This is a genomic window from Pseudomonas sp. GZJR-8 (genome assembly GCF_002916705.1).
GTDB classification, from domain to species: Bacteria; Pseudomonadota; Gammaproteobacteria; order Pseudomonadales; family Pseudomonadaceae; genus Aquipseudomonas; species Aquipseudomonas synxantha_A.
In genome coordinates, this window is record NZ_JXSI01000010.1 from 1 (window position 1) to 22371 (window position 22371).

Annotated in this window: 21 protein-coding genes; 9 read left to right on the plus strand and 12 right to left on the minus strand. The window is 59.8% G+C overall.

Features of this window, described 5'->3' with window-relative positions:
• Positions 1-148: 148 nt before the first annotated feature.
• Entirely contained in the window at positions 149-712 is a 564-nt protein-coding gene (locus tag TK42_RS18985) for an NAD(P)H nitroreductase (protein ID WP_103734875.1), read from the minus strand.
• A 139-nt stretch (positions 713-851) separates the two neighbouring features.
• On the opposite strand from TK42_RS18985, the gene TK42_RS18990 reads away from it, so the two are divergent.
• From TK42_RS18990 to TK42_RS19000, 3 genes are read left to right on the plus strand one after another with little or no spacing between them, the layout of a single operon-like run.
• Positions 852-2291 carry a di-heme oxidoredictase family protein gene (locus tag TK42_RS18990; protein WP_032879658.1) on the plus strand — a complete coding sequence of 480 codons (1440 nt, stop codon included), beginning with the start codon at positions 852-854 and terminating at the stop codon, positions 2289-2291.
• 31 nt (positions 2292-2322) lie between these two features.
• Complete coding sequence (locus TK42_RS18995) at positions 2323-3387, plus strand: imelysin family protein (RefSeq protein ID WP_005791021.1); 1065 nt, start codon at positions 2323-2325, stop codon at positions 3385-3387.
• A 2-nt stretch (positions 3388-3389) separates the two neighbouring features.
• On the plus strand, positions 3390-4487 hold the full coding sequence (locus tag TK42_RS19000; protein WP_103734876.1) for a DUF1513 domain-containing protein: 1098 nt from the start codon (positions 3390-3392) through the stop codon (positions 4485-4487).
• A 102-nt stretch (positions 4488-4589) separates the two neighbouring features.
• On the opposite strand, the gene TK42_RS19005 is transcribed toward TK42_RS19000, so the two are convergent.
• From TK42_RS19005 to colR, 5 genes are all read right to left on the minus strand, one after another.
• Positions 4590-4817, minus strand: a complete 228-nt coding sequence (locus tag TK42_RS19005) for a hypothetical protein (RefSeq protein ID WP_005791025.1) — start codon at positions 4815-4817, stop codon at positions 4590-4592.
• A complete protein-coding gene (locus tag TK42_RS19010) occupies positions 4814-5533 on the minus strand; it encodes a lipopolysaccharide kinase InaA family protein (RefSeq protein WP_005791027.1) in 720 nt (239 codons plus the stop codon). The genes TK42_RS19005 and TK42_RS19010 overlap by 4 nt, the downstream gene beginning before the upstream one ends.
• A gap of 3 nt (positions 5534-5536) precedes the next feature.
• The gene (locus TK42_RS19015; RefSeq protein ID WP_005791029.1) at positions 5537-6217 is read right to left on the minus strand and encodes a class I SAM-dependent methyltransferase; all 681 of its coding nucleotides are present in this window, start codon (positions 6215-6217) and stop codon (positions 5537-5539) included.
• Positions 6218-6405: 188 nt separating this feature from the next.
• Complete coding sequence (locus TK42_RS19020; protein WP_103734877.1) at positions 6406-7686, minus strand: HAMP domain-containing sensor histidine kinase; 1281 nt, start codon at positions 7684-7686, stop codon at positions 6406-6408.
• Complete coding sequence (colR, locus tag TK42_RS19025; RefSeq protein WP_003175870.1) at positions 7676-8359, minus strand: two-component system response regulator ColR; 684 nt, start codon at positions 8357-8359, stop codon at positions 7676-7678. Before colR ends, TK42_RS19020 begins: the two co-directional genes overlap by 11 nt.
• 200 nt (positions 8360-8559) lie before the next feature.
• On the opposite strand from colR, the gene TK42_RS19030 reads away from it, so the two are divergent.
• Both TK42_RS19030 and TK42_RS19035 read left to right on the plus strand, forming a co-directional pair.
• Positions 8560-10509: an LTA synthase family protein gene (locus tag TK42_RS19030; RefSeq protein WP_103734878.1), complete on the plus strand. Its 1950-nt coding sequence runs from the start codon at positions 8560-8562 to the stop codon at positions 10507-10509.
• A 50-nt stretch (positions 10510-10559) separates the two neighbouring features.
• Positions 10560-11273, plus strand: a complete 714-nt coding sequence (locus TK42_RS19035) for a phosphatase PAP2 family protein (RefSeq protein ID WP_103734879.1) — start codon at positions 10560-10562, stop codon at positions 11271-11273.
• Between the two features lie 175 nt (positions 11274-11448).
• On the opposite strand, the gene groL is transcribed toward TK42_RS19035, so the two are convergent.
• The 5 genes from groL to TK42_RS19060 form a co-directional block, all read right to left on the minus strand.
• Positions 11449-13095, minus strand: coding sequence for a chaperonin GroEL (gene groL, locus TK42_RS19040; RefSeq protein ID WP_005791041.1), 1647 nt, complete (start codon positions 13093-13095; stop codon positions 11449-11451).
• A gap of 50 nt (positions 13096-13145) precedes the next feature.
• Complete coding sequence (locus tag TK42_RS19045) at positions 13146-13439, minus strand: co-chaperone GroES (RefSeq protein WP_003193940.1); 294 nt, start codon at positions 13437-13439, stop codon at positions 13146-13148.
• Positions 13440-13689: 250 nt separating this feature from the next.
• Entirely contained in the window at positions 13690-14166 is a 477-nt protein-coding gene (locus TK42_RS19050; protein WP_032879654.1) for an FxsA family protein, read from the minus strand.
• Positions 14167-14232: 66 nt separating this feature from the next.
• The gene (locus tag TK42_RS19055) at positions 14233-14964 is read right to left on the minus strand and encodes a HugZ family protein (RefSeq protein ID WP_103734880.1); all 732 of its coding nucleotides are present in this window, start codon (positions 14962-14964) and stop codon (positions 14233-14235) included.
• Between the two features lie 103 nt (positions 14965-15067).
• Entirely contained in the window at positions 15068-16075 is a 1008-nt protein-coding gene (locus tag TK42_RS19060; RefSeq protein WP_005791049.1) for a DUF481 domain-containing protein, read from the minus strand.
• Positions 16076-16269: 194 nt separating this feature from the next.
• Between TK42_RS19060 and TK42_RS19065 the strand changes: the two genes are divergently transcribed.
• From TK42_RS19065 to TK42_RS19080, 4 genes are all read left to right on the plus strand, one after another.
• Complete coding sequence (locus tag TK42_RS19065; protein WP_050549437.1) at positions 16270-16584, plus strand: MGMT family protein; 315 nt, start codon at positions 16270-16272, stop codon at positions 16582-16584.
• A gap of 43 nt (positions 16585-16627) precedes the next feature.
• On the plus strand, positions 16628-18160 hold the full coding sequence (locus tag TK42_RS19070; protein ID WP_005791052.1) for an AmpG family muropeptide MFS transporter: 1533 nt from the start codon (positions 16628-16630) through the stop codon (positions 18158-18160).
• Positions 18161-18357: 197 nt separating this feature from the next.
• A complete protein-coding gene (locus TK42_RS19075; protein ID WP_103734881.1) occupies positions 18358-20073 on the plus strand; it encodes a proline--tRNA ligase in 1716 nt (571 codons plus the stop codon).
• Positions 20074-20093: 20 nt separating this feature from the next.
• The gene (locus tag TK42_RS19080) at positions 20094-21047 is read left to right on the plus strand and encodes a hypothetical protein (RefSeq protein WP_103734882.1); all 954 of its coding nucleotides are present in this window, start codon (positions 20094-20096) and stop codon (positions 21045-21047) included.
• Positions 21048-21128: 81 nt separating this feature from the next.
• Here the strand turns inward: TK42_RS19080 and dinB are convergent, their stop codons facing one another.
• Complete coding sequence (gene dinB / locus TK42_RS19085; protein WP_005791058.1) at positions 21129-22187, minus strand: DNA polymerase IV; 1059 nt, start codon at positions 22185-22187, stop codon at positions 21129-21131.
• Positions 22188-22371 lie beyond the last annotated feature (184 nt).

The following is a 22371-nucleotide window of genomic DNA, read 5'->3' on the forward strand; positions in this document are numbered from 1 at the left end:
GCTGGGCCGGCATTCCGGTCCTTCCAAAAGTGAGCCGCTGTAAGAGCGGAACCCTAAGTGGCCGTTACCGCAGCAATGGATATGTACTCGCCCCCCCAACATCCTAGTTAGCTGTCAAGCCCCCTCCCACATTTTGACCGCACACCGCTTAGCGTCCGCTCCAGGCCTGGACAAACGGCGTCAGGTCTTCCTTCGGCGCCGTACGCGGCGGGTTCTGCGGCGTGCCCAGGTAAAGGAAGCCAATCACTTCTTCACCCGCCGTCAGCCCCAAGCCTTTGGCCACATGGGCCGAGTAGGACAACTCCCCGGTCCGCCACACCGCACCAATCCCCTGGGCATACGCCGCCAGCAGGATGCCGTGGGCCGCACAGGCCGCCGCCAGCAATTGCTCGGACTTGGGCACTTTGAAGTGCTCCTGCAAACGCGCAATCACCACAACTACCAACGGCGCACGCAGCGGGCCGTTCTGCGCTTTGTCGATGACGGCTTGCGGTGCGTCGGCATCCTGCATCCGGGCGGCTTCGGCCAACAGCGTGCCCATTTGCTCACGGGCTGCGCCTTCTACGGTGAGGAAACGCCAAGGGCGCAATTGACCGTGATCGGGCGCCCGCATGGCGGCAGCGAACAACAGGTCGCGCTGCTCCTGGGTCGGTGCCGGGTCGAGTAAACGCGGCACGGAAACACGGTTGAGCAAAGCGTCGAGAGCCTGCATTGGCCACCTCCAAAAAAAATGTGTGGTCATTCTAGCGGGAAAGAATCGCGATGCCACCAAACGATAATTGCTCTTATTCAAACCGCCCGGCCCTGTTAGACTTTGCGACCAGATTTTGCCCCCTCGTCCAGGAATCTCGATGTTCCGTTCGCTTTCCTACCTGTCTGCAGCGTTGCTGGCTCTATGCCTGACTGCTTGCGACGACGCCCCTCGCTTCACCAAGGCCGAGCCGGGTGAATCGCGATCCGGTGGCGCGACAACGGTAAACAAGCGCGACCAGAACGCCTTTTCCCTGCCCTCGGCCAACCTGGCACCCAGCCGTCGCCTGGATTTCAGCGTCGGTAACAGCTTCTTTCGCAACCCCTGGGTGATCGCGCCGGCCACCACCACGGCACGGGATGGCCTGGGCCCGCTGTTCAATACCAACGCCTGCCAGAACTGCCATATCAAGGACGGCCGTGGCCACCCGCCACTGCCTGATGCGCCCAATGCCGTGTCGATGCTGGTACGCCTCTCAATTCCTCTCTCCATTACAGAGCAGCCCCCCTACGCCAAGCTGATCGAACAGCTCGGCGTGGTGCCCGAGCCGGTGTATGGCGGGCAGTTGCAAGACATGTCCGTGCCGGGCGTCGTTCCGGAGGGCAAGGTGCGGGTCGACTACAGCCCTGTCCAGGTCAGCTTCAAGGACGGCACCGTCGTCGAACTGCGCAAACCCGACCTGAAAATTACCCAGCTCGGCTACGGCCCGATGCACCCCGACACACGCTTCTCGGCACGCATCGCTCCACCGATGATCGGCCTGGGCCTGCTCGAAGCGATCAGCGACGCCGATATCCTGCGCAACACCGACCCCAAGACCGCCGACAAAGACGCCATCGTCGGCCGCGCCAATTGGGTCTGGGATGACGCCCAGCATAAAACCGTACTCGGGCGTTTTGGCTGGAAAGCCGGGCAACCCAACCTCAACCAACAAAATGTTCACGCGTTTTCGGGTGATATGGGCCTCACGACCTCCCTGAGACCCTTTGATGACTGCACCGACGCCCAAGTGGCGTGCAAGCAGGCGCCAAACGGCAATGGCCCTGACGGCGAGCCGGAAGTCAGCGACAACATCCTGCGCCTGGTGCTGTTTTACACCCGCAACCTCGCGGTGCCTGCACGCCGAGACGTCAACACGCCTCAAGTGTTGGCCGGCAAGAACCTGTTCTACGAGGCCGGTTGCCAGGGCTGTCACAAGCCGACATTCACCACGGCCGCCAACGCCGCCGAACCCGAGCTGGCCAACCAGGTGATACGCCCCTACAGCGACCTGTTGTTGCACGATATGGGCGAAGGCCTGGCCGACAACCGTACCGAATTCAACGCCACTGGCCGTGAGTGGCGCACCCCGCCGCTGTGGGGCATTGGCCTGACGCAAACCGTCAGTGGTCACACCCAGTTCTTGCATGACGGCCGCGCCCGCAACCTGCTTGAGGCCGTGCTGTGGCACGGCGGGCAAGCACAAGCGGCACAGCAACATGTGTTGTCATTTAACGCCGAACAGCGGGCCGCGTTGCTGGCGTTCCTGAATTCTTTATAAGCTTCGCCCCACTCACAGAAGGGAGCTCGACATGTTTCGTCCCAAGTTGTTGTTCACCAGCCTCGCCGCCCTTGCCCTGGGCGCGTGCTCGCCCCAGGACCCGCAAGCGGTGACCTCGGCGGCTATCGCCAAGCAGGTGATCCTGCCGACCTACAGCCGCTGGGTTGAAGCCGACCGCCAGTTGGCCGTAAGCGCCCTGGCCTACTGCCAGGGCAAGGAAAGCCTGGACACTGCCCGCGCCGACTTCCTGCACGCACAAAAAGCCTGGGCCGAGTTGCAACCGTTGCTGATCGGCCCACTGGCCGAAGGCAACCGCGCCTGGCAGGTGCAGTTCTGGCCGGACAAGAAGAACCTGGTGGGCCGCCAGGTCGAGCAATTGGTCAGCGCCCAACCACAGATCGATGCGGCCGCCCTGGCCAAATCGAGCGTGGTGGTGCAGGGCCTGTCGGCCTACGAATACATCCTCTACGACGCCAAGCCCGACGTTGCCGACGAAACCCAGAAAGCCCGCTACTGCCCGCTGCTGATGGCCATCGGCGAGCGTCAGAAAGCCCTGGCTGAAGAGATCCTCGCCAGCTGGAACAGCACTGACGGTATGCTCGCGCAGATGACCAAGTTTCCGAACCAGCGCTACGCTGATTCCCACGAAGCCATCGCCGATCTGCTGCGCGTGCAGGTGACCGCGCTGGACACCCTGAAGAAAAAACTCGGCACGCCGATGGGTCGCCAGACCAAGGGCATCCCGCAACCCTTCCAGGCCGATGCATGGCGCAGCCAGTCCTCCCTGCAAAGCCTGGAGGCCAGCCTCGCCGCCGCCCAGACCGTATGGGTCGGTGTCGACAACAAAGGCCTGCGCGGCCTGCTGCCGAGCGATCAGAAGCCGTTGGCCGAGAAGATCGATGCCGCCTATGCTGCGTCCCTGAAACTGTTCGCCAGCAACCAGCGCTCCCTCAACGAACTGTTGAACGATGACGCCGGGCGCCAGCAACTCAACGATATCTACGACAGCCTCAATGTGGTCCATCGCCTTCACGAGGGCGAGCTGGCCAAAGCATTGGGCGTCCAACTGGGCTTCAACGCCAACGATGGTGACTGATGATGCTCAGGCGACAGGCTTTGGCGCTGGGTAGCGTGCTGCTCAGCGCCCTCACGTTGGGCGGCTGGACGCTGTTCAAAGGCAAAGACAAGGGGCCGCTGCTGCTCTCGGCACGCGATGATGCCGACGGCAAGCACTACGCTGTCGGCTATCGCCTGGACGGCAAGCCCGTCTTTGCCACCCAGGTCGGCCAGCGCTGTCACGACATCATCAACCACCCCACACTGCCAATTGCGTTGTTCGTCGCCCGTCGTCCGGGCACCGAGAGCTACCTGATCGACCTGCGCGATGGCACGCTGCTGCAAACCATCACCTCAAAGGCCAACCGGCACTTTTACGGCCATGCGGTGATCCACAAGAGCGGCGACTGGCTGTACGCCACCGAGAACGACACCTCCGATCCCGGTCGTGGGTTGTTGGGTGTGTATAAGTTCGAAGGCGAGCGGCTGGTACACAGCGGCGAGATTTCCACCCACGGCATCGGCCCGCACCAGGTCTCCTGGATGCCCGACGGCGAAACCCTGGTGGTGGCCAACGGCGGCATTCGCACCGAAGCCGAAAGCCGCGTGGAGATGAACCTCAACGCCATGGAACCGAGCCTGGTGCTGATGCAGCGCGATGGCACCTTGATCAGCAAGGAAACGTTGGGCCAGCAAATGAACAGCGTGCGCCATATGGGGATCGCCAGCGATGGCACCATCCTCACCGGGCAGCAGTTCATGGGGCCGTCCCAGGAGCGTTCCGAGTTGCTCGCAATCAAGCGCCCGGGCCAGCCTTTTATAGCGTTCCCGGTAGCCGATGAGCAACTGCAAGCGATGGGGCACTACACCGCCAGCGTGGCGGTGCACAGCGAACTGCGCCTGGTAGCGCTCACGGCGCCGCGTGGCAATCGTTTCTTCATCTGGGATATGGACAGCGCCGAGCTGCGCCTGGATGGGCCGTTGCCCGACTGCGCCGGTGTGGGTGCAGTGGCGGACGGGTTTGTGGTTACGTCGGGACAGGGACGTTGCCGCTTCTATGATTGTCGTCAGGAACGACTGATGGCCAAGCCATTGGAATTACCGGCGGGGTTTTGGGATAACCACCTGCACCTGATCTGAAAACTGCCCCTCTGCAGGAGCGAGCTTGCTCCTACCGTTAAAGCGTCAGGCGTAAAAAAAGGGCCTCGCATCGCAAGGCCCTTTCCAGGAGTTTTACTCGTTTCAACTTTGCGGCCTCATTGCTTGAGACATCCCGAACATGAATAGCAGCAAATCATGATCAGGCCTGGCCGCCACACTTGCCTTGGCAATCCGCGGCAGCAGGCATTGCCCGCCACCGTCTACCGCACTGAGCACTTGTGTGCGAGGTTGTTCCCACGCTGCCAGGGCAAGGGCTGAAATGCCCAACGCCCCGACCAAAAACAAACCTCGTGCTATTTCTAGCTTCATCTGGTTAAACCCTTGATAGCGCTGCCAAACGCCGTCTCGTAAAAGTAGCTGAGTTTTTTCCAGTCGGTATCGTTCCACGACGAATGGCGGCGCAATTGCAGCATGTCATGGGACGCCGCCCGATAAGCGGTCAAACGCTGGCGACATTTTTCAAAGTCCAGCAGGGCCACTTCCACAATCGCCGCATCAGGCTCACCGGTTACCCGCACGAAAATGTGCTTGATATACAAGCAACCGTGCTGCCAGCGACCCTTGTGCATACGGGCCAGGGTGCCGGCGAGCTCCTGGAGCAAACGCTCGTGGACCGCCTCGCCGTACTGCTCACGGCCACCGGCGGCGTACCAGTTTTCGATCTCGTCGAAACCGTCCAATGACGCGGTCACCAACAGGGCTTTCCATTGATGCTCCGGGTCGCGTCGCGCCTCGCAAAACACCAACTCCGGAACGCGCACATCCAGCAAACGCAGGCCCTTCAAGGCATCACGCTCACGCAGCACCGTCGGACGCCCGAATGGATGCAACCAACTGCGGTAGATGTGCCCGGTCTGACGCTTGCAATACAGCAAACGCCCATTAGGGCTGACCACTCGCTGCACACCACTTTCACCGCCACGCCGGCGATTGGGTTCTTCGACCCACTCACCCTTCTGGCGCCAGAAATAATCAAACCGCTCCTCGGGAGCTACATGACTGCCTGCTACGCACTCAACTGCCATCTGTTACCTCTTGCGCAATACATACACTCGCCACATGGCGTAGAGCGGTATGAAGTCCAGGGACTCCTGAACACGGAAACCGGCCTGCTCGAATTCTGCCTCGACAGTAGCAGCCGGTAACACAAACCGGTTTTGGTAACCTTCCTGCTCACCTCTTTTGCGACGACGTACTTCGCTGCGCTTGCGCTTCCAGGCCTTGAAATTGCCGTCCACCCACAGCGAAATAATCACGCTGTCACGGGTAACTCGCTGAAACTCACGCAGTATTGTCAGCCTGTGCTCCGCTTCACCGATGTGGTGCATCAAGCGCATGCAGAAAATACTGTCGACGGAGTTATCTGGCAAATCGATATCAAAGGCAGATGTCTGCAAAGGGCGTACCCGTTTCACCACCTCCGCCGGTTGCGCGGTGGTGGCGATCTTCAACATCGACGCCGAATTGTCAGCCCCGATAATCACACGGTTGGGTTTTTCGGCCAGCAACGGCCAGAAACGTCCAGCGCCACAAGGCAGGTCCAGCACCAGGCCCGGCTCACCGGCCATGGCCAGTGCACCACGCGCCAGTTGCTCGTCGCGTTTGTGGGACAACCGGCGAGCCAGATTGTCCTGATGTTTGAGCAAATATTGTTGCGCGTGTTGATCGTCGTACTTTTCGGAAAATTCCAACTTGATCGGGGAAGGCATCGTACGTCTCCGGTAACTGATGCCTGCAACCTTAAGCAGTTAAACGTAATCAACAGGTCAACTCATTGTGAAAATCTTGTCCTGTCCAACTGCATACATTTCAAGACTTTACAGAAACATTCAGTAGCATCGGGCCATCTTCGCTGAAAAGCAGGCAGTCTGCATCCGCAAAACGACAGACTGAACGGTCAGCTTTTGACCTGGCTCAGCTCCACATGAAAACGGCAGCCATTGGGCTCCATCGTCGTCAGGCTCACGCTCCAGCCCTGGCTCTCGCAGATCCGTTGCACCAGCGACAGGCCGAGCCCCAGCCCCTCGCCACGGTTCTCACTGCCGCGCACAAAAGGCTCGAACATCGCTTCGCGCTTGTCTTCAGGAATGCCCACGCCAGAGTCCTCCACCACAAAACCACTCGGCTCCAGCGTGAGGCGGATAAACCCTTGCTCGGTGTAATGCAGTGCATTGCGCAACAGGTTACCCATCACTGCGTGCAGGAACGTGGTGTTGTAGCGAGTATCCAGAGGATTGCCAGGGCAGTAGATCAACTCAAGGCCTTTTTGCTCGATGGGCCCACGCCAGATCCCAAGCAAATCTTCGGCGACCTGCGTCAGGTTGACCTGAGCCGACATGGCAGCATCATCGTGTTTGGCGCGGGCCAGCATCAGGAAGGTCTGCACCAGTTCACGCATTTCCTCACAGGCCCGCGCGATTCGCTGGACCTGGTTACGGCCGCGTTGATCGATGGCGGGGTTTTCCAGCAGCAGCTCACAGGAGCTGGCCAACACCATCAAGGGCGTGCGCAACTCATGGCTTACATCACTGGTAAACAACTGCTCACGGGACAACGCTTGCCGCAGGCGCCCCAGCGTGGCATCGAACGCCACCGCCAGCTCGCCCACTTCATCGGCTGCATAATCCGGTGCCAAGGGCGGCGCCAGCCCTAATAACTGGTCACGATGCCGCACCTGGCGAGCCAGGCGCACTACCGGCGCCATCACCTTGCGGGCCAGCACCCAGCCGAGGAACACCGCCAGCGCCAGGCTGAGCACGAACCCCACCAGCACCACGGCAAACAGCACGCGCTCGCGCTCTTCAAAATCGCTTTGATCCTGCAACAACACATAACGCCGACCGTCGATCACCTCGACCATGGCGTGGTACGACAGAGACTCGCGAAATACTTCGTGGAAGCCCGGATCCAGATGCCGAAGATCCTTGGGCAGCTCGAAATCGCCTTGCCCGCCGCTGAAGTAAAACAACTGGTCCGGCTCCGGCCGATGTCGCCAGTCTTCCATGCTGTCCATCAACAGCAGGCGTTGCAGGTCACCGCCCAGGCCCGCCGAGATCAGCTTCTCTTCCACCAGGTGCACCGTCGCAACGATCCCCATGGCGAAGGCCCCCGCCACCAACGCACTCATCAAGGCAAAGGCGATGATGATCCGTTGGGCAAGGCTTTGTCTAAACTCCATCACGTCCCTCGGCCAAGCGATAACCCACCCCGTGCACCGTTTGCAGCAACGGCTTGGCAAAGGGCTTATCGATCACCTGGCGCAATTGGTGAACGTGGCTGCGCAGGCTGTCGCTGTCCGGGCAGTCATCGCCCCACAGGGCTTCTTCGAGAATTTCCCGGCGTAGCACGTGCGGGCTCTTCTGCATCAGCACTGCCAGCAGTTTCAGGCCGACGGGGTTGAGCTTGAGCAGGCGCCCTTCGCGGGTGACTTCCAAGGTATCGAGATCGTAGCTCAGGTCACCCACCTGCAGGGCGCGGCGGCCACCACCCTGGGCACGCCGCAACACCGCCTCGATCCGCGCGGCCAGTTCCGACAAGGCAAATGGCTTGAGCAGGTAATCATCAGCCCCGGACTTGAAGCCTTGCAGGCGGTCATCCAGTTGATCGCGTGCGGTGAGCATGATCACCGGCGTATCGCGCCGTGCGTCTTCGCGCAGGCGTTTGCACAGGGTGTAGCCATCGATGCCAGGCAGCATGATATCGAGCACGATCAGGTCGTAATGCTCGGTGGCCGCAAGGTGCAGGCCCGACAAGCCGTCCTGCGCACAGTCCACTGTGTAGCCTTTGAGCCCCAGGTAATCGGCCAGGTTGGCCAGAATATCGCGGTTGTCTTCAACCAATAAAATTCGCATGGGCAGTGTCTCCGTACGCGGTAACAGCCGTGTTGGCTCGCGCAGCTTAAGGCCAAGCGGGGCTCAGGGATAGAGCTGAAAGGCCCACTGATGAGGGTTTTCAACTGATTACAGGGACAAACGAGTTTTTCACTATAGCTTCACAAACAGACCACAGTGTCAGGGTGAAGATCGCGCCCATCGATCTAAGGAACCTGGACATGGGCTTTCTCAAAACAGCGCCAATGCGCTATTTGCTGTTGATAACCGCTGCCTGGTTATTGGTTTTCCTGCTTACTCGCAGCGTGTTGCTCGTGACTCACCTGAATGAAGTGGGCGGCAACTTGCTGCCGGTGTTTGGCGTGGGTCTGGTCTACGACCTGGGCTTCCTCGCCTATGCGGCCTTGCCGCTGGGCTTGTATTTGCTGCTCTGCCCACCCGCACTGTGGCGCCGCCGCGGCCACCGCTGGTTTTTGCGGGCGCTGCTGACGATCAGCCTGTTCGCCATGCTGTTCACCTCGGTGGCCGAATGGCTGTTCTGGGATGAGTTTGGGGTGCGCTTCAACTTTATTGCGGTCGACTATCTGGTGTATTCCGATGAGGTGCTGAACAACCTGCTGGAGTCTTACCCGATCGGCAAGCTGCTGAGCCTGCTGGCAATGCTGGCGATCCTCATGAGCCTGGCCCTGCGTAAACCCTTCAATGCCGCCATGGCGGCACCTTTGCCGGCACTGCGTGGCCGCTTGGTCAATGCCCTGGGCCTGTTGGTGGTCGCCGGCCTCAGCCTGCAACTGATCAGCCAGGACAGCCCGCGTGCCCAGGGTGGTAACGCCTATAAGAACGAACTGGCCAGCAACGGTCCTTATCAATTCTTCGCTGCGTTCCGCAATAATGAATTGGACTACACCCAGTTCTATCAGAGCCTGCCCACCGACGTGGTCGCCCGGCAACTGCGCGCCGAACTCAGCGAGCCCAATGCGCGCTTTATCGACCCGGACCCGCTGGATATTCGCCGCGCCATCACCAACCCGGGCACACTGCGCAAGCCCAACATCGTGCTGGTCACCATCGAAAGCTTCAGCGCCAAGTACATGGGCAGCAACGGCGATCAACGCAACCTCACGCCCAACCTGGATGCGTTGCGCAAACAAAGCCTGTACTTCAATAACTTCTATGCCACCGGGACACGAACCGACCGGGGCCTGGAAGCCATTACCCTGGCGATCCCACCCACGCCAGGCCGCTCGATCGTCAAGCGTATCGGTCGTGAACGCGGGTTCGCGAGCCTCGGCCAACAACTCACGGCCATCGGTTACGACAGCGTGTTTGTCTACGGCGGTCGCGGTTACTTCGACAATATGAACGCGTTTTTCAGCGGCAACGGGTATCGGGTCGTGGACCAAAGCAGCGTGCCCGAGTCAGAAATCTCGTTCAAAAATGCCTGGGGCATGGCCGACGAAGACCTGTTCAAACAGACGCTTAAACTGGCCGACGCCGACTACGCCAAGCAACAGCCGTTCTTACTGCAACTGATGACGACTTCCAACCATCGCCCCTATACCTACCCGGATGGGCGCATCGATATCAAATCCGGCAAGGGTCGCGATGGTGCAGTGAAATACACCGACTACGCCATCAACCAGTTCCTTGAAGCTGCACGCCAGAAACCCTGGTTCGACAACACCATTTTTGTGTTCGTCGCCGACCACACGGCCGGCAGCGCAGGCAAGGAAGACCTGCCGATCACCAACTACCAGATTCCGTTGTTTATCTATGCACCCAAGCTGATCGACGCACGGGAGTCCGCGCAACTGGCCAGCCAGATCGATCTTGCGCCGACCTTGCTGGGCCTGATCAACCTCAGCTACGAGTCGACGTTCTTCGGCCGTAATCTGTTGCAAGACAACCCGCTGCCACCGCGAGTCGTGGTGGGCAACTACCAGCATCTGGGCTTGTTTGACGGCAAGGACCTGGCAATCCTCAGCCCGCGCCAAGGCTTGCGTCGCCATGACCAGGCCCTTGGAGAAAGCCAGGAGTTGCGCGTCGGCAGCGATGACCCATTGATCCAGCGGGCAATTACCTACTATCAGGCCGCCAGCTACGACTACAAACAGCAACTGCTGAGCTGGAAAGCGCTCAAGGAAGAGGCTCCAGTCTTAAGCAAACGCTAATCAAAAAGCCCCGTGCAGGTGAGCACGGGGCTTTCTCACCAAGGTTCGTGATGAAATCCCCCTCTTCTTTACCGGTTTCCAAACCGCTCAATTTCTGGCTGTGCCTGGGCCTGCCTGCCGGCGCCGCAGTCGTCTTGCTGTTGCTGGAACTGACCTCATTGGACATGGACCTGGCCAGGCGCTTCTACAGCGCGGAGGCTGGCGGCTTCATCGGCCGCTATAGCTTCTTCCTTGAAGACATCCTGCATGATCGGGCCAAGCAACTGGTGATCCTGTTTTCGGTGTTGGCGATTCTGGGGCTGGTCGGCAGCTTCATTCTGCAACGACTCAAGCCGTACCGCCGCGAACTGGTGTGCCTCGTGCTGTCGCTGGGAATGGCGACGGCGTTCGTGTCGCCACTGAAAACCATCACCGCCGTGCAATGCCCCTGGAGCCTCAAGGAATTCGGCGGCCAGGAAACCTACAGCGAACTGCTCAGCCCGCGCCCGCCTACCGATAAACCAGGTCGCTGCTGGCCCGGCGGACATGCAGCCACCGGGTTTGCCTTGTTCGCCTGGTTCTTCGCGCTGAGGGATCGGCGACCACGGCTGGCGCGCAACGCGTTCATTTTTGCCGTCAGCCTGGGCAGCGTCTTCTCAGTCAGCCGTATGCTGCAAGGGGCACACTTTTTTTCCCACAACGTGTGGACAGCGATTTTTTGCTGGCTGATTTGCCTGGGTTTGTATTGCCTGTTGCTGTACCGGCCTAATCGCCTTCTCCTGTAGGAGCGAGCTTGCTCGCGAAAAACGCACAGACGCCGCGTTTATTCAGGACGCACGCGTTATCGTTGACGTTTTTCGCGAGCAAGCTCGCTCCTACAGAGGAAGGCAAGCCGTGCATAAAAAAGCCCCGCCTGCATCACTGCAGGCGGGGCTTTTTATAGCGCCGGGTAAGGCTGGCTTACATCATGCCGCCCATGCCACCCATGCCGCCCATGTCTGGCATACCGCCGCCAGCTGCGCCTTCAGCCTTCGGCTTGTCAGCGATGGCAGCTTCGGTAGTCAGGATCAGGCCACCGATGGAGGCTGCTGCCTGCAGCGCGGAACGGGTCACCTTGGTAGGGTCCAGGATGCCCATTTCGATCATGTCGCCATAGACGCCAGTCGCAGCGTTGTAACCGTAGTTACCTTTGCCGTTCTTGACTTCGTTGACCACAACGCTTGGCTCGTCGCCGGAGTTGGCAGCGATCTGACGCAGCGGTGCTTCAACGGCACGACGCAGCACAGCGATACCAACGTTCTGATCGGCATTATCGCCGGTCAGGTTGGTCAGGGCTTCCAGAGCACGGATCAGCGCAACGCCACCGCCAGGTACCACGCCTTCTTCAACGGCTGCACGGGTTGCGTGCAGGGCGTCTTCAACGCGGGCCTTCTTCTCTTTCATTTCAACTTCGGAGCCAGCGCCAACCTTGATCACTGCAACGCCGCCGGACAGCTTGGCCAGACGCTCTTGCAGTTTTTCACGGTCGTAGTCCGAGGAGGTTTCGGCAACCTGGGCACGGATCTGCGCGATACGGGACTCGATGTCGCCTTCAACGCCAGCACCGTCAACGATGATGGTGTTTTCCTTGGAGATGGTCACGCGCTTGGCGCTACCCAGGTTTTCCAGGGTGGCGCTTTCCAGGCTCAGGCCGATCTCTTCGGAGATAACGGTACCGCCAGTCAATACGGCGATGTCCTGCAGCATGGCCTTGCGACGGTCGCCGAAGCCTGGAGCCTTGACGGCTGCAACCTTGACGATGCCACGCATGTTGTTCACAACCAGGGTCGCCAGGGCTTCGCCTTCAACGTCTTCGGAAACGATCAGCAATGGGCGGCCGGCTTTGGCAACGGCTTCCAGTACTGGCAGCATTTCGCGAATGTTGGAGATCTTCTTGTCAACCAGCAGGATCAGCGGGTTGTCCAGCTCGGCAACCATGGTCTCTGGCTTGTTGACGAAGTACGGAGACAGGTAGCCACGGTCGAACTGCATGCCTTCTACAACCGACAGTTCGTTTTCCAGGCCCGAGCCTTCTTCAACGGTGATCACGCCTTCTTTACCGACTTTTTCCATGGCTTCGGCAATGATGTCACCGATGGAGCTGTCGGAGTTGGCGGAGATGGTGCCGACCTGAGCGATGGCCTTGGTGTCGGCGCATGGCTTGGACAGGTTTTTCAGCTCGGCAACGATGGCGATGGTCGCCTTGTCGATGCCACGCTTGAGGTCCATAGGGTTCATGCCGGCAGCGACGGCCTTGTAGCCCTCGTTGACGATCGCCTGAGCCAGGACGGTAGCGGTGGTGGTGCCGTCGCCCGCGTCATCGTTGGCACGGGAGGCAACGTCTTTGACCAGCTGCGCGCCCATGTTCTCGAAACGGTCTTCCAGTTCGATTTCTTTGGCGACGGAAACGCCGTCCTTGGTGATGGTCGGAGCGCCGAAGCTCTTCTCGATGATCACGTTACGGCCTTTCGGGCCCAGGGTCGCTTTTACTGCGTCAGCCAGGACGTTGACACCGGTGAGCATTTTCTTGCGGGCGGAGTCGCCGAATTTAACTTCTTTAGCAGCCATGATCGATATTCCTTAAATACTTTGTAGTAACGGGAAAATGAGCGAGGAAATCAGTCTTCCAGTACGGCGAGAATTTCGTTCTCAGCCATGACCAGCAGGTCTTCGCCGTCTACTTTCACAGTGTTGCTGCCGGAGTAAGGGCCGAAAACAACCTTGTCACCCACTTTCACGGCCAGTGCGCGTACATCACCGTTCTCCAGGGTCTTGCCTGGGCCAGCAGCGACGATCACACCGTGGTTGGCTTTTTCAGCAGCCGAACCTGGCAGAACGATCCCGCCAGCGGTTTTCTTTTCTTCTTCGCTGCGACGGATTACGACGCGGTCGTGCAGAGGACGAAGCTTCATTGTCGATCTCTCCTAATTGTGTTTTTCATCGGCCGGTATCAATTCCGGCGGGTTAAATTCCGGCGGTGCCGGTCGCGGCTCGCTGGGCGAGACGCGGAAGTCTGTCTGATGTCACCACCAGAAACCTTGCGGTGACCGTTACATAAGGGCGCATACGCTTATTACAAGGGGGCCGGGAGGAAATTTTTTCTCAGATCGCTCCCCGGGCCAATGCAACACGGCACCCGAAGGTGCCGTGCCAGTGAAGCAGTTATTTGTTGTCGCGGTGTTCGAACTCGCCTTCGATCACGTCGCCTTCACGCCCCAGCGGTTGACGCGGGGCCGGGCCGCCACGTGGTTGCAGGTCGTCGGCAAACGCGCGTTGGCGAATCGCCGCTTCTTCGGCGCGCTGGCGCATCTTGCCGGCCAGCAGTTTGCGGGTAAACGGCAGCAGCAGGACCAGGCCGAGCACGTCGCTGATAAAGCCCGGCAGGATCAGCAGGCCACCGGCCAGGGCCATCATCAGGCCCTCAAGCATGGTCTGGGCCGGCAGTTCGCCGCGGTTCAGGCTTTCACGGGCACGCAACGCCGTGGCCAGGCCGGCCACGCGCAGCACCAGGACGCCGAGCATGGAGCCTGCGATGATCAGCAGCAGCGCCGGGAAAAACCCGATCGCACCGCTGACTTTGACGAATACGAACAGCTCCAACACCGGGAACAGCAGAAAGAGCAATAAAAAAGGGCGCATCAAATGGTTCCTCAACGCAAGAATGCCTTGCCAGTTCACCTTAGATGACGTCGCCATTGTGTGAATTCAAGCGTCGGCAGTGGTTTTTTTCGGCCACACCGCGGCGTGAGCCAATGAAACCAGGGCCTCGCGTACTTGTGTCGGTGTGTTGCAAGGCGTCTCGAAAGGCAACCAATGCAAGCTTTGGCCAATACGCAGGTGCATGCCTTCGCTGTCGATGCCGGCCAACTGCGCAGGCTCGCCAGTCGGCAAACCGCTGAGGTCGACGTAATGGGCGATGGCCTTGGTGTGATCGCTGTTCATGTGCTCGATCATGCTGCGCTCGGCCTTGCCGGCGAACGGATTGGCCAGGGTCAACTGGTCGACCCAGTGAATCGCGCCAAACCCACCGATATAACGGTGGCGCACCGGCTTGAGCACCCAGAAATCGAAATCGTGGGCCTTGTGGTAGTTGGCCGAATCGGGGAAGTAGCGGTAGTAACGCTCGGCGGCCGCTTCAATGGCCGCGCCGTCTTCCAGTTTCTCGGCCTCGGCCAGGTAGGTCAGACGCCCCACGGCCTGCACATCATCAGCCTCGCGCTCACCCACCAGCAATGAGCACTTGGGGTCTTTTTGCAGGTTATGGGTGTGCTGGGCGATGCGGCTGATCAGGATCAGCGGACTGCCCTGCTCATCGAGGCAGTAGGGCACGACCGAGCCGAAGGGAAAACCGGGCATGGCTTTTGACTGTGTGGCCAAAGCCCCACGGTATTCCTTGAGCAACAGCTCTCGGGCGTTCTTGGCAACGTGCGCGCTCAACGTATGACTCCTCGGGTGTTCCGCCGCCCATGGCATATGGGAATGGATCTCAAAACAAGGTAATCAATATCCGCGCAGGTTGCCAGAGTGGCCGACGCAGCTTTTACCAGGCCACACCAAAGCCTGCGGTGTAGCGAGTCTTGCTCAGGCTGCTCTCGGAACTGCCGCTGACCTCGTTGCGCTCGGCCTTCAAGTTGAGCGAGGCCCACTCGGTAACCTTGTAGCGCAGGCCCATTTCCGCATCCAGGGAATACTCGGACGGCCCGGCAAGGGGTTTGCCCAATTCGCCGTTGGTGAAGAACTCGACGGTCTTGCCCACCAGGTAGCGGTTGTAGTTCCACTTCATGGCCAGGGAATAGAAGTTGTCCTTGCCGCCGTCGGCGTATTCGTAATCGGTGCGGTTGACCAGCGAACCGAGGGAGAACGCGCCCAGTTCATCGTCCCAGAACTGATAGCCCGGGCCGGTACCGACAACGCGCTGACGGGCCAGGTCTTCGACCTTGTCGCGCTTGTAGGTCAGGCGGCCCTGCCAGAACCAGTGCTCGGTGATGAAGCGGTCCAGGTTGTACTCCAGCGCCCAGTTATCGGTGGTGGTAATGTCGTCCTGGAACTCGCGGTTGTATTCGCCCTTGCCCGTATGACGCCATTGGCCATGACGGGCCGAGGTCTTGAAGTCGATGTCGTAGTCGTTGGTGTCTTTGTCGGCACGCTTGTAGTCCAGCGCCAGGTCGACGTTGCCCTTCCACACCAGGTCTTCGATCACTGGCTTGGGCTTCATGATCTGTTGGATGCTTGCCAGGTCGACCGTCTTGGGTGCCTCGCCATTGGCCAGCACCACCTTGCCGTCATCCGACGCCTGCAACGACTTGGCCTTTTCGCCGCTGTAGGCGTCCTGCTTGACCAGCAACTCCTGATCGCTTTCCAGGGTCTTGACCTGCTTCCAATCCACCGGGATCGAGCCTGCGTAGGTGGTTTGGATCAGCAGTTTGCCACCGTCGAAGACTTTGATCTTGCCGGTCAGCCGGTCGCCGTTTTTCAACCAGACGGTATCGGCGAGCAAGGGCGTGGAAGCACTGAAAACAGCAAGGCACAACAGGGTTCTGGACAACATAAGCAGATACGGGGCTCAGGGGTGGCAAAAAATAGGGGCGTTATAGTGTTACATGGCTAGAACTGACTCAAGGATTTATATTGAGTTCAATGCTCATCGTCATGTTTACAGACGTTTCTGACAAAACCGCGACGATCTCAACGGATATCCCCATAGTGAAGCCACCTGCCGATACGCCGCAAAGCCCCGCCGAAATGCGGCGTACCGCGCTGTACCTGACCTTGTCGCAAGTGCCCGAAGGCTGTGTGGTGAGCTACGGCGAGCTGGCTCACCTGGCGGGTCTGGGCCGTGCCGCCCGATGGGTCGGGCGCACCCTGAGCCAGTTGCCCGAAGACACCCGATTACCCTGGCATCGGGTGTTGGGCGCCGGTGGTCGGATAAGTCTGCCGGCGGGCAGCGCCTCAGGCGACGAACAACGTGCGCGTTTGCGTAGCGAAGGCGTCACTATCTTGAACAATCGTGTTGATATTCAGCGCCATGGCTGGCGTCCGGTAGAGCACAGCGGTTAGAGTGCGCGCTTTGTTTCCGCAAACCTGAGGCAGACTCCAGCCCATGCCCCGTAAAACCTGGCGCGCCGCGCTCGCCGCCTATGCCAGCCCCTCGACATTAGTGCTGTTGTTGCTCGGCTTCGCCGCCGGCATGCCTTACATGTTGGTGTTCTCGACGCTTTCAGTGTGGCTGCGTGAAGCCGGTGTGGCTCGCGAGACCATCGGCTATGCAAGCCTGATCGGCCTGGCCTACGCCTTTAAATGGGTCTGGTCGCCATTGCTCGACCAGTGGCGCCTGCCGCTGCTCGGCAAGCTGGGGCGTCGTCGCTCCTGGCTGGTGCTGGCCCAATCGCTGGTGATCCTCGGATTGATCGGCATGGGTTTTTGTGACCCGCAAAAACACCTGTCCTGGTTGATCGCCATCGCGGTGATCGTCGCCTTCGCGTCGGCCACCCAAGATATCGCCGTGGATGCCTACCGCCTGGAAATCGCCGACGACAGCCGCCAGGCCGCCCTGGCCGCGAGCTACATGTCCGGCTACCGCATCGCTGCCCTGCTGGCCACCGCCGGCGCGCTGTTCTTTGCCGAAGGCTTTGGCTCCACCGGCTTCAACTATAAACACTCGGCCTGGACCGGCACCTATGTGCTGTTCGGCGTGTTGATGGTGCCGGCGTTGCTCACCACCTTCCTCATGCGTGAACCTGATGTACCACTGCGCACCCAGTTGCAGGCCGGCCGCTACAGTTTCATGCACCAGTTGGTGTCGGTGTTTGTGCTGATCGTGCTGTTGGTCTCGGTGCCGGCGATGTTCACCCAGCTGTACAACACCGACTTCGCCAGCGTGCTGTTCCAGGGCGTGAGCCTGTGGGAACTGCTGATGGAAGACCGCGCGTTCCTGCGTGCCATCCTTTATATCATCCTCACCACCCTGTGCCTTTCGGCCATGGGCCGTCGGGGCCTGGCGCCGGTGCTGACGCCGGTCAACGACTTTATCCTGCGCTATCGCTGGCAGGCGCTGCTGCTGCTCGGGCTGATTGCCACGTATCGCATGTCCGACACGGTGATGGGCGTGATGGCCAACGTGTTCTATATCGACCAGGGTTTCACCAAGGACCAGATCGCCGGAGTGAGCAAGATCTTCGGCCTGATCATGACCCTGCTCGGCGCCGGAATGGGCGGCCTGTTGATTGTGCGGTTCGGGATCCTGCCGATCCTGTTCATCGGTGGCGTGGCCTCGGCCGGTACCAACCTTTTGTTCGTGATGCTCGCCGACATGGGCCCCGACCTGCAGATGCTGATCGTCACCATTTCCCTGGACAACTTCAGTTCGGGCATGGCCACCTCGGCGTTCGTGGCATACCTGTCGAGCCTGACCAACCTCAAGTTCTCCGCTACCCAATATGCGTTGCTCAGCTCGATCATGCTGTTGCTGCCACGCCTGATCGGCGGGTATTCGGGGGTGATGGTGGAGAAGTTCGGTTATCACAACTTCTTTATGATCACCTGCTTGCTGGGGGTGCCGACGCTGCTCCTGATTGCATTGCACTGGTTCCAGGAGAACCGGCGCGCCCGGCTTAATCCACCACAGGAAGACTGATACGACTCGGTCAATGTGGGAGCTGGCTTGCCTGCGATAGCGATGGTGAACCCAACGCCGCTATCGCAGGCAAGCCGGCTCCCACACAAGCGACGGTTACGACAGATACGCCCCGCCACCTCACGCCTGTACTCCAGCAGCAACCGCCCGTACAATCCCAAGTCATTTCAAGTCCAAGCAACCGACAACGGCCTACCATGCGTACCAGTCAATATTTGCTCGCCACACAGAAAGAAACGCCTTCCGACGCGGTTGTGATCAGCCATCAGCTGATGCTGCGCGCCGGCATGATCCGCAAACTGGCCTCGGGCCTGTACACCTGGTTGCCCATGGGCTTGAAGGTGATGCGCAAGGTCGAAGCCATCGTTCGCGAAGAAATGAACGCTGCCGGCTCTCTGGAAGTGTTGATGCCGAGCACCCAACCGGCTGAGTTGTGGCAGGAATCCGGGCGCTGGGAAGAGTACGGCCCTGAGTTGCTGCGCTTCAAGGACCGTCATGGCCGCGATTTCTGCGCCGGCCCGACCCATGAAGAAGTCATCACCGACCTGATGCGCAACGAGTTGAGCAGCTATAAACAGTTGCCGCTGAACCTGTATCAGATCCAGACCAAATTCCGCGATGAAATCCGCCCGCGCTTCGGCTTGATGCGTGGTCGCGAATTCATCATGAAGGACGCCTATTCGTTCCACGCCGACCAGGCTTCCCTGCAAGCGACCTACGACCGCATGCACCAGGCCTACTGCAATGTATTCACGCGCCTGGGCCTGAAGTTCCGCCCGGTTGAAGCGGACAACGGCTCCATCGGCGGTGCCGGCTCCCACGAATTCCACGTGCTGGCCGAGTCCGGTGAAGACGATATCGTGTTCAGCAACGGTTCCGACTACGCGGCGAACATCGAGAAGGCCGAAGCCATACCACGTGAAACCTCGCGCCCTGCTCCCACCGAGGAGCTGCGCCTGGTCGACACGCCGGACACCAAAACCATCGTGGCCCTGGTGGAGAAATTCAATCTGCCGATTGAAAAGACCATCAAGACCCTGATCGTGCGCGCTGAAGAAGAAGGCAAGCTGATCGCCCTGGTGATCCGTGGCGACCACGAGCTCAACGAAATCAAGGCCGCCAACCAGGCTGGCGTAGCCAGCCCGCTGGTCATGGCCACCGATGCCGAACTGCGCGACGCCATTGGTGCCGGTGCCGGTTCCCTAGGCCCGCTGAACCTGCCGCTGCCGATCATCATCGACCGTTCCGTCGAGCTGATGAGCGACTTCGGTATCGGCGCGAACATCGACGACAAGCACTACTTCGGCGTGAACTGGGAGCGTGACCTGCCGGTTCCGACCGTGGCCGACCTGCGCAACGTCGTAGCCGGTGACCCAAGCCCGGATGGCAAGGGCACCCTGGAAATCAAGCGCGGCATCGAAGTCGGGCACATCTTCCAGCTGGGCAACAAGTACAGCAAGGCGATGAAGTGCGAAGTGCTGGGCGAGAACGGCAAGCCGATCACCCTGGACATGGGCTGCTACGGCATTGGTGTTTCCCGCGTGGTCGCCGCTGCCATCGAGCAGAACAACGACGAGAAAGGCATCATCTGGAGTGACGCTTTGGCGCCGTTCCAGGTGGCCCTGGTGCCGTTGCGCTATGAAACCGAGCAAGTACGCGAAGCCACCGACAAGCTGTACGCTGAACTGACCGCTGCCGGTTTTGAAGTGCTGCTCGATGACCGGGACAAGAAAACCAGCCCGGGCATCAAGTTCGCCGACATGGAACTGATTGGCATCCCGCACCGGATCGTGGTCAGTGACCGTGGCCTGGCCGATGGCAATCTGGAATACAAGAGCCGGACCGAAGCGCAAGCCCAACCGTTGCCGGTGGCTGACGTGCTGTCTTTCCTTCAGGCGCGTATTCGTCGCTGAAAACCAGATCAAGAGAAGTCATGTTCAAGCGAAACACCAAAGCCCTGGGGGGTGCCGCCTTGTGCGGCGCCCTGCTGGTCAGCGGCTGCGCCAATCAGATGTCGCAACGCAGTGAGCACGAGGAGCGGGTCGAGCGTAAATTGCTCGATCACAGCCTGCAGATCGATGTAGGCGAACCCAAAGTGCTGGAGCTGCCGCAACGCCGGGTTCGCATTCATGAGCAGAAGACCTTCGAGGTCACCGAATTCGAAGTCACCCGTCGTTACGATCGCTACACGCCCTACCAGCCCTGGCGCAAACTCTATGAGATGCCGCTGGGTGCCGTGGCGTTGGTGGCGGGCGTGGGTGCCAACGTGGCGAATATCTTCGCCCTCGGCAACCTGCCCACGAGTGTGACGCGAGACTGGCTGAGCTATGGCGTGGACGGCATCAACCCGTTCATGAACGTGCAATCCCATGGCCGTGCGCAACAGAACCTGGCAGCTATCGATGAAGTCCAGCGCGACAAACGCCTGGAGTATTCGAGCCTGCCGTGGAGCGAGCGCCCGGTACAAGTCACTGCCGGCAAGCAGACCCATGAGCTGACCACCGACCGCAACGGCATCCTGCGCCTGAACCTGTTGGACAGCCCGTTTGCCGAGCAGGACCTGAACCGCGTCACCACCTTGAAGATCAGCGTGGCAGATGGTCAGGACGATGTGCACACAGACTCGACCCTGGCGGTCAGCAACGGCCTGCGTGGCAAATTGCTGGAAGCCCATGGCCTGATCTACGACGACCTGGAAGATGACGAAGTGAACCAATGGGTGCACCGCGTCAAGCGCCTGTCGGAACTGGGCCTGGAAGAAGAAGCCAGCGAACTGGAACAAAGCCTGATCGAGCTGACCCGCAATGATCCGGAATTGCAGCAGGAGTTTGTGCAGGCACTGACCAAGGATGCGGGGCGGTTGGTCGCAGATCCTGGCGCACGCTGAAATCTGCAGCCTGTTGGAGATCAAATGTGGGAGCAAGCCCCCTCCCACACTTGAGTCTCCCACACTCTCTAATCCCGGTTTCTACCAGGAAAATTCGAGCTGTTCGTTACCGCCGCTCAGGTCCAGCAACCGCACCCCAATCCCCAACAAACGCACCGGCTTGCCCCCGCGATTAAACGCCTGGGTCAGCAACTGCTGATAACTCTCCAGATCCCGCCCTGCCCCCGCCTGCTCCAGCGTCGTCTGGGTAAAGTCATGAAACTTCACTTTGACGAACGGCTTGCCCGCCCGATAGCTGCTGTCGATGCGCGCCATACGCCCCGCGAGGGTTTCCATCAATTCGGGAAGTTTAGCCAGGCAGCTTGAAAGATCCGGCAAGTCCACATCGTAGGTATTTTCCACACTGATGGACTGTCGACGACTGTCGTTTTGCACCACGCGGTCATCAATCCCACGGGCCAGGCTCCAGAGCCTTTCGCCAAAACTGCCGAATTCGCGCACCAGCGCCAGTTTGTTCCACTCGCGCAACTGCAAGCAGTCTTCGATACCCAGGCGCGCGAGCTTATCGGCGGTGACCTTGCCAACGCCGTGCAGCTTGCTGACCCGCAGCTGCGAGACAAAGTCTTCGACCTGGTCCGGGGTAATCACGAACAGGCCGTTGGGCTTCTTCCAGTCGCTGGCAATCTTGGCCAGGAACTTGTTCGGCGCCACGCCGGCAGACACGGTGATATGCAACTGGTTGGAAACGCGCCGGCGAATGTCCTGGGCAATGCGCGTGGCACTGCCGCCAAAATGCGGGCTGTCGGAGACGTCGAGGTAGGCTTCATCCAGCGACAACGGCTCGATCAAGTCGGTGTAGTCGCGAAAGATCGTCTGGATTTCCTTCGATGCTTCTTTATAGGCATCCATGCGCGGCTTGACGATGGTCAGGTCGGGGCACAGCTTCAAGGCGTGACGCGACGACATCGCAGAACGAACTCCATACGCACGCGCTTCGTAGTTGCAGGTAGCGATAACCCCCCGCCGATCCGCCGAGCCGCCCACAGCCAAGGGCTTTTGCGCCAGGCTCGGGTCGTCACGCATCTCGATGGCGGCGTAGAAGCAATCACAGTCGACGTGGATGATTTTGCGCTGCGTCATATAAACGGGGTGTGAACCAACGGGTGGCCAGTATCGCATTCACCCCTGTATATAGCACCAGTAGTTTGATTCTTCCTTCCAAGTGGTAGGAAGTTTCCCCGATGAATTTATTTTCTCAATCGAATTCAGGCTTCCGATAGAGCTGAAAGCCTCAGCCTGACTGGCCCGAAGCGCTTCACGAGCC

Excerpts from the sequence above, each read along its gene's own strand:
- TK42_RS19050 (WP_032879654.1), bottom strand. The coding sequence starts at position 14,166 with ATGCGCCCTTTTTTATTGCTCTTTCTGCTGTTCCCGGTGTTGGAGCTG.
- TK42_RS18985 (WP_103734875.1), bottom strand. The coding sequence starts at position 712 with ATGCAGGCTCTCGACGCTTTGCTCAACCGTGTTTCCGTGCCGCGTTTA.
- dinB (WP_005791058.1), bottom strand. The coding sequence starts at position 22,187 with ATGACGCAGCGCAAAATCATCCACGTCGACTGTGATTGCTTCTACGCC.
- TK42_RS19065 (WP_050549437.1), top strand. The coding sequence starts at position 16,270 with ATGCGGCGTACCGCGCTGTACCTGACCTTGTCGCAAGTGCCCGAAGGC.
- colR (WP_003175870.1), bottom strand. The coding sequence starts at position 8,359 with ATGCGAATTTTATTGGTTGAAGACAACCGCGATATTCTGGCCAACCTG.
- TK42_RS19030 (WP_103734878.1), top strand. The coding sequence starts at position 8,560 with ATGGGCTTTCTCAAAACAGCGCCAATGCGCTATTTGCTGTTGATAACC.
- TK42_RS19035 (WP_103734879.1), top strand. The coding sequence starts at position 10,560 with ATGAAATCCCCCTCTTCTTTACCGGTTTCCAAACCGCTCAATTTCTGG.
- TK42_RS19070 (WP_005791052.1), top strand. The coding sequence starts at position 16,628 with ATGCCCCGTAAAACCTGGCGCGCCGCGCTCGCCGCCTATGCCAGCCCC.
- groL (WP_005791041.1), bottom strand. The coding sequence starts at position 13,095 with ATGGCTGCTAAAGAAGTTAAATTCGGCGACTCCGCCCGCAAGAAAATG.
- TK42_RS19005 (WP_005791025.1), bottom strand. The coding sequence starts at position 4,817 with ATGAAGCTAGAAATAGCACGAGGTTTGTTTTTGGTCGGGGCGTTGGGC.
- TK42_RS19075 (WP_103734881.1), top strand. The coding sequence starts at position 18,358 with ATGCGTACCAGTCAATATTTGCTCGCCACACAGAAAGAAACGCCTTCC.
- TK42_RS19045 (WP_003193940.1), bottom strand. The coding sequence starts at position 13,439 with ATGAAGCTTCGTCCTCTGCACGACCGCGTCGTAATCCGTCGCAGCGAA.
- TK42_RS19020 (WP_103734877.1), bottom strand. The coding sequence starts at position 7,686 with ATGGAGTTTAGACAAAGCCTTGCCCAACGGATCATCATCGCCTTTGCC.
- TK42_RS18995 (WP_005791021.1), top strand. The coding sequence starts at position 2,323 with ATGTTTCGTCCCAAGTTGTTGTTCACCAGCCTCGCCGCCCTTGCCCTG.
- TK42_RS19060 (WP_005791049.1), bottom strand. The coding sequence starts at position 16,075 with ATGTTGTCCAGAACCCTGTTGTGCCTTGCTGTTTTCAGTGCTTCCACG.
- TK42_RS19015 (WP_005791029.1), bottom strand. The coding sequence starts at position 6,217 with ATGCCTTCCCCGATCAAGTTGGAATTTTCCGAAAAGTACGACGATCAA.
- TK42_RS18990 (WP_032879658.1), top strand. The coding sequence starts at position 852 with ATGTTCCGTTCGCTTTCCTACCTGTCTGCAGCGTTGCTGGCTCTATGC.
- TK42_RS19000 (WP_103734876.1), top strand. The coding sequence starts at position 3,390 with ATGCTCAGGCGACAGGCTTTGGCGCTGGGTAGCGTGCTGCTCAGCGCC.
- TK42_RS19080 (WP_103734882.1), top strand. The coding sequence starts at position 20,094 with ATGTTCAAGCGAAACACCAAAGCCCTGGGGGGTGCCGCCTTGTGCGGC.
- TK42_RS19010 (WP_005791027.1), bottom strand. The coding sequence starts at position 5,533 with ATGGCAGTTGAGTGCGTAGCAGGCAGTCATGTAGCTCCCGAGGAGCGG.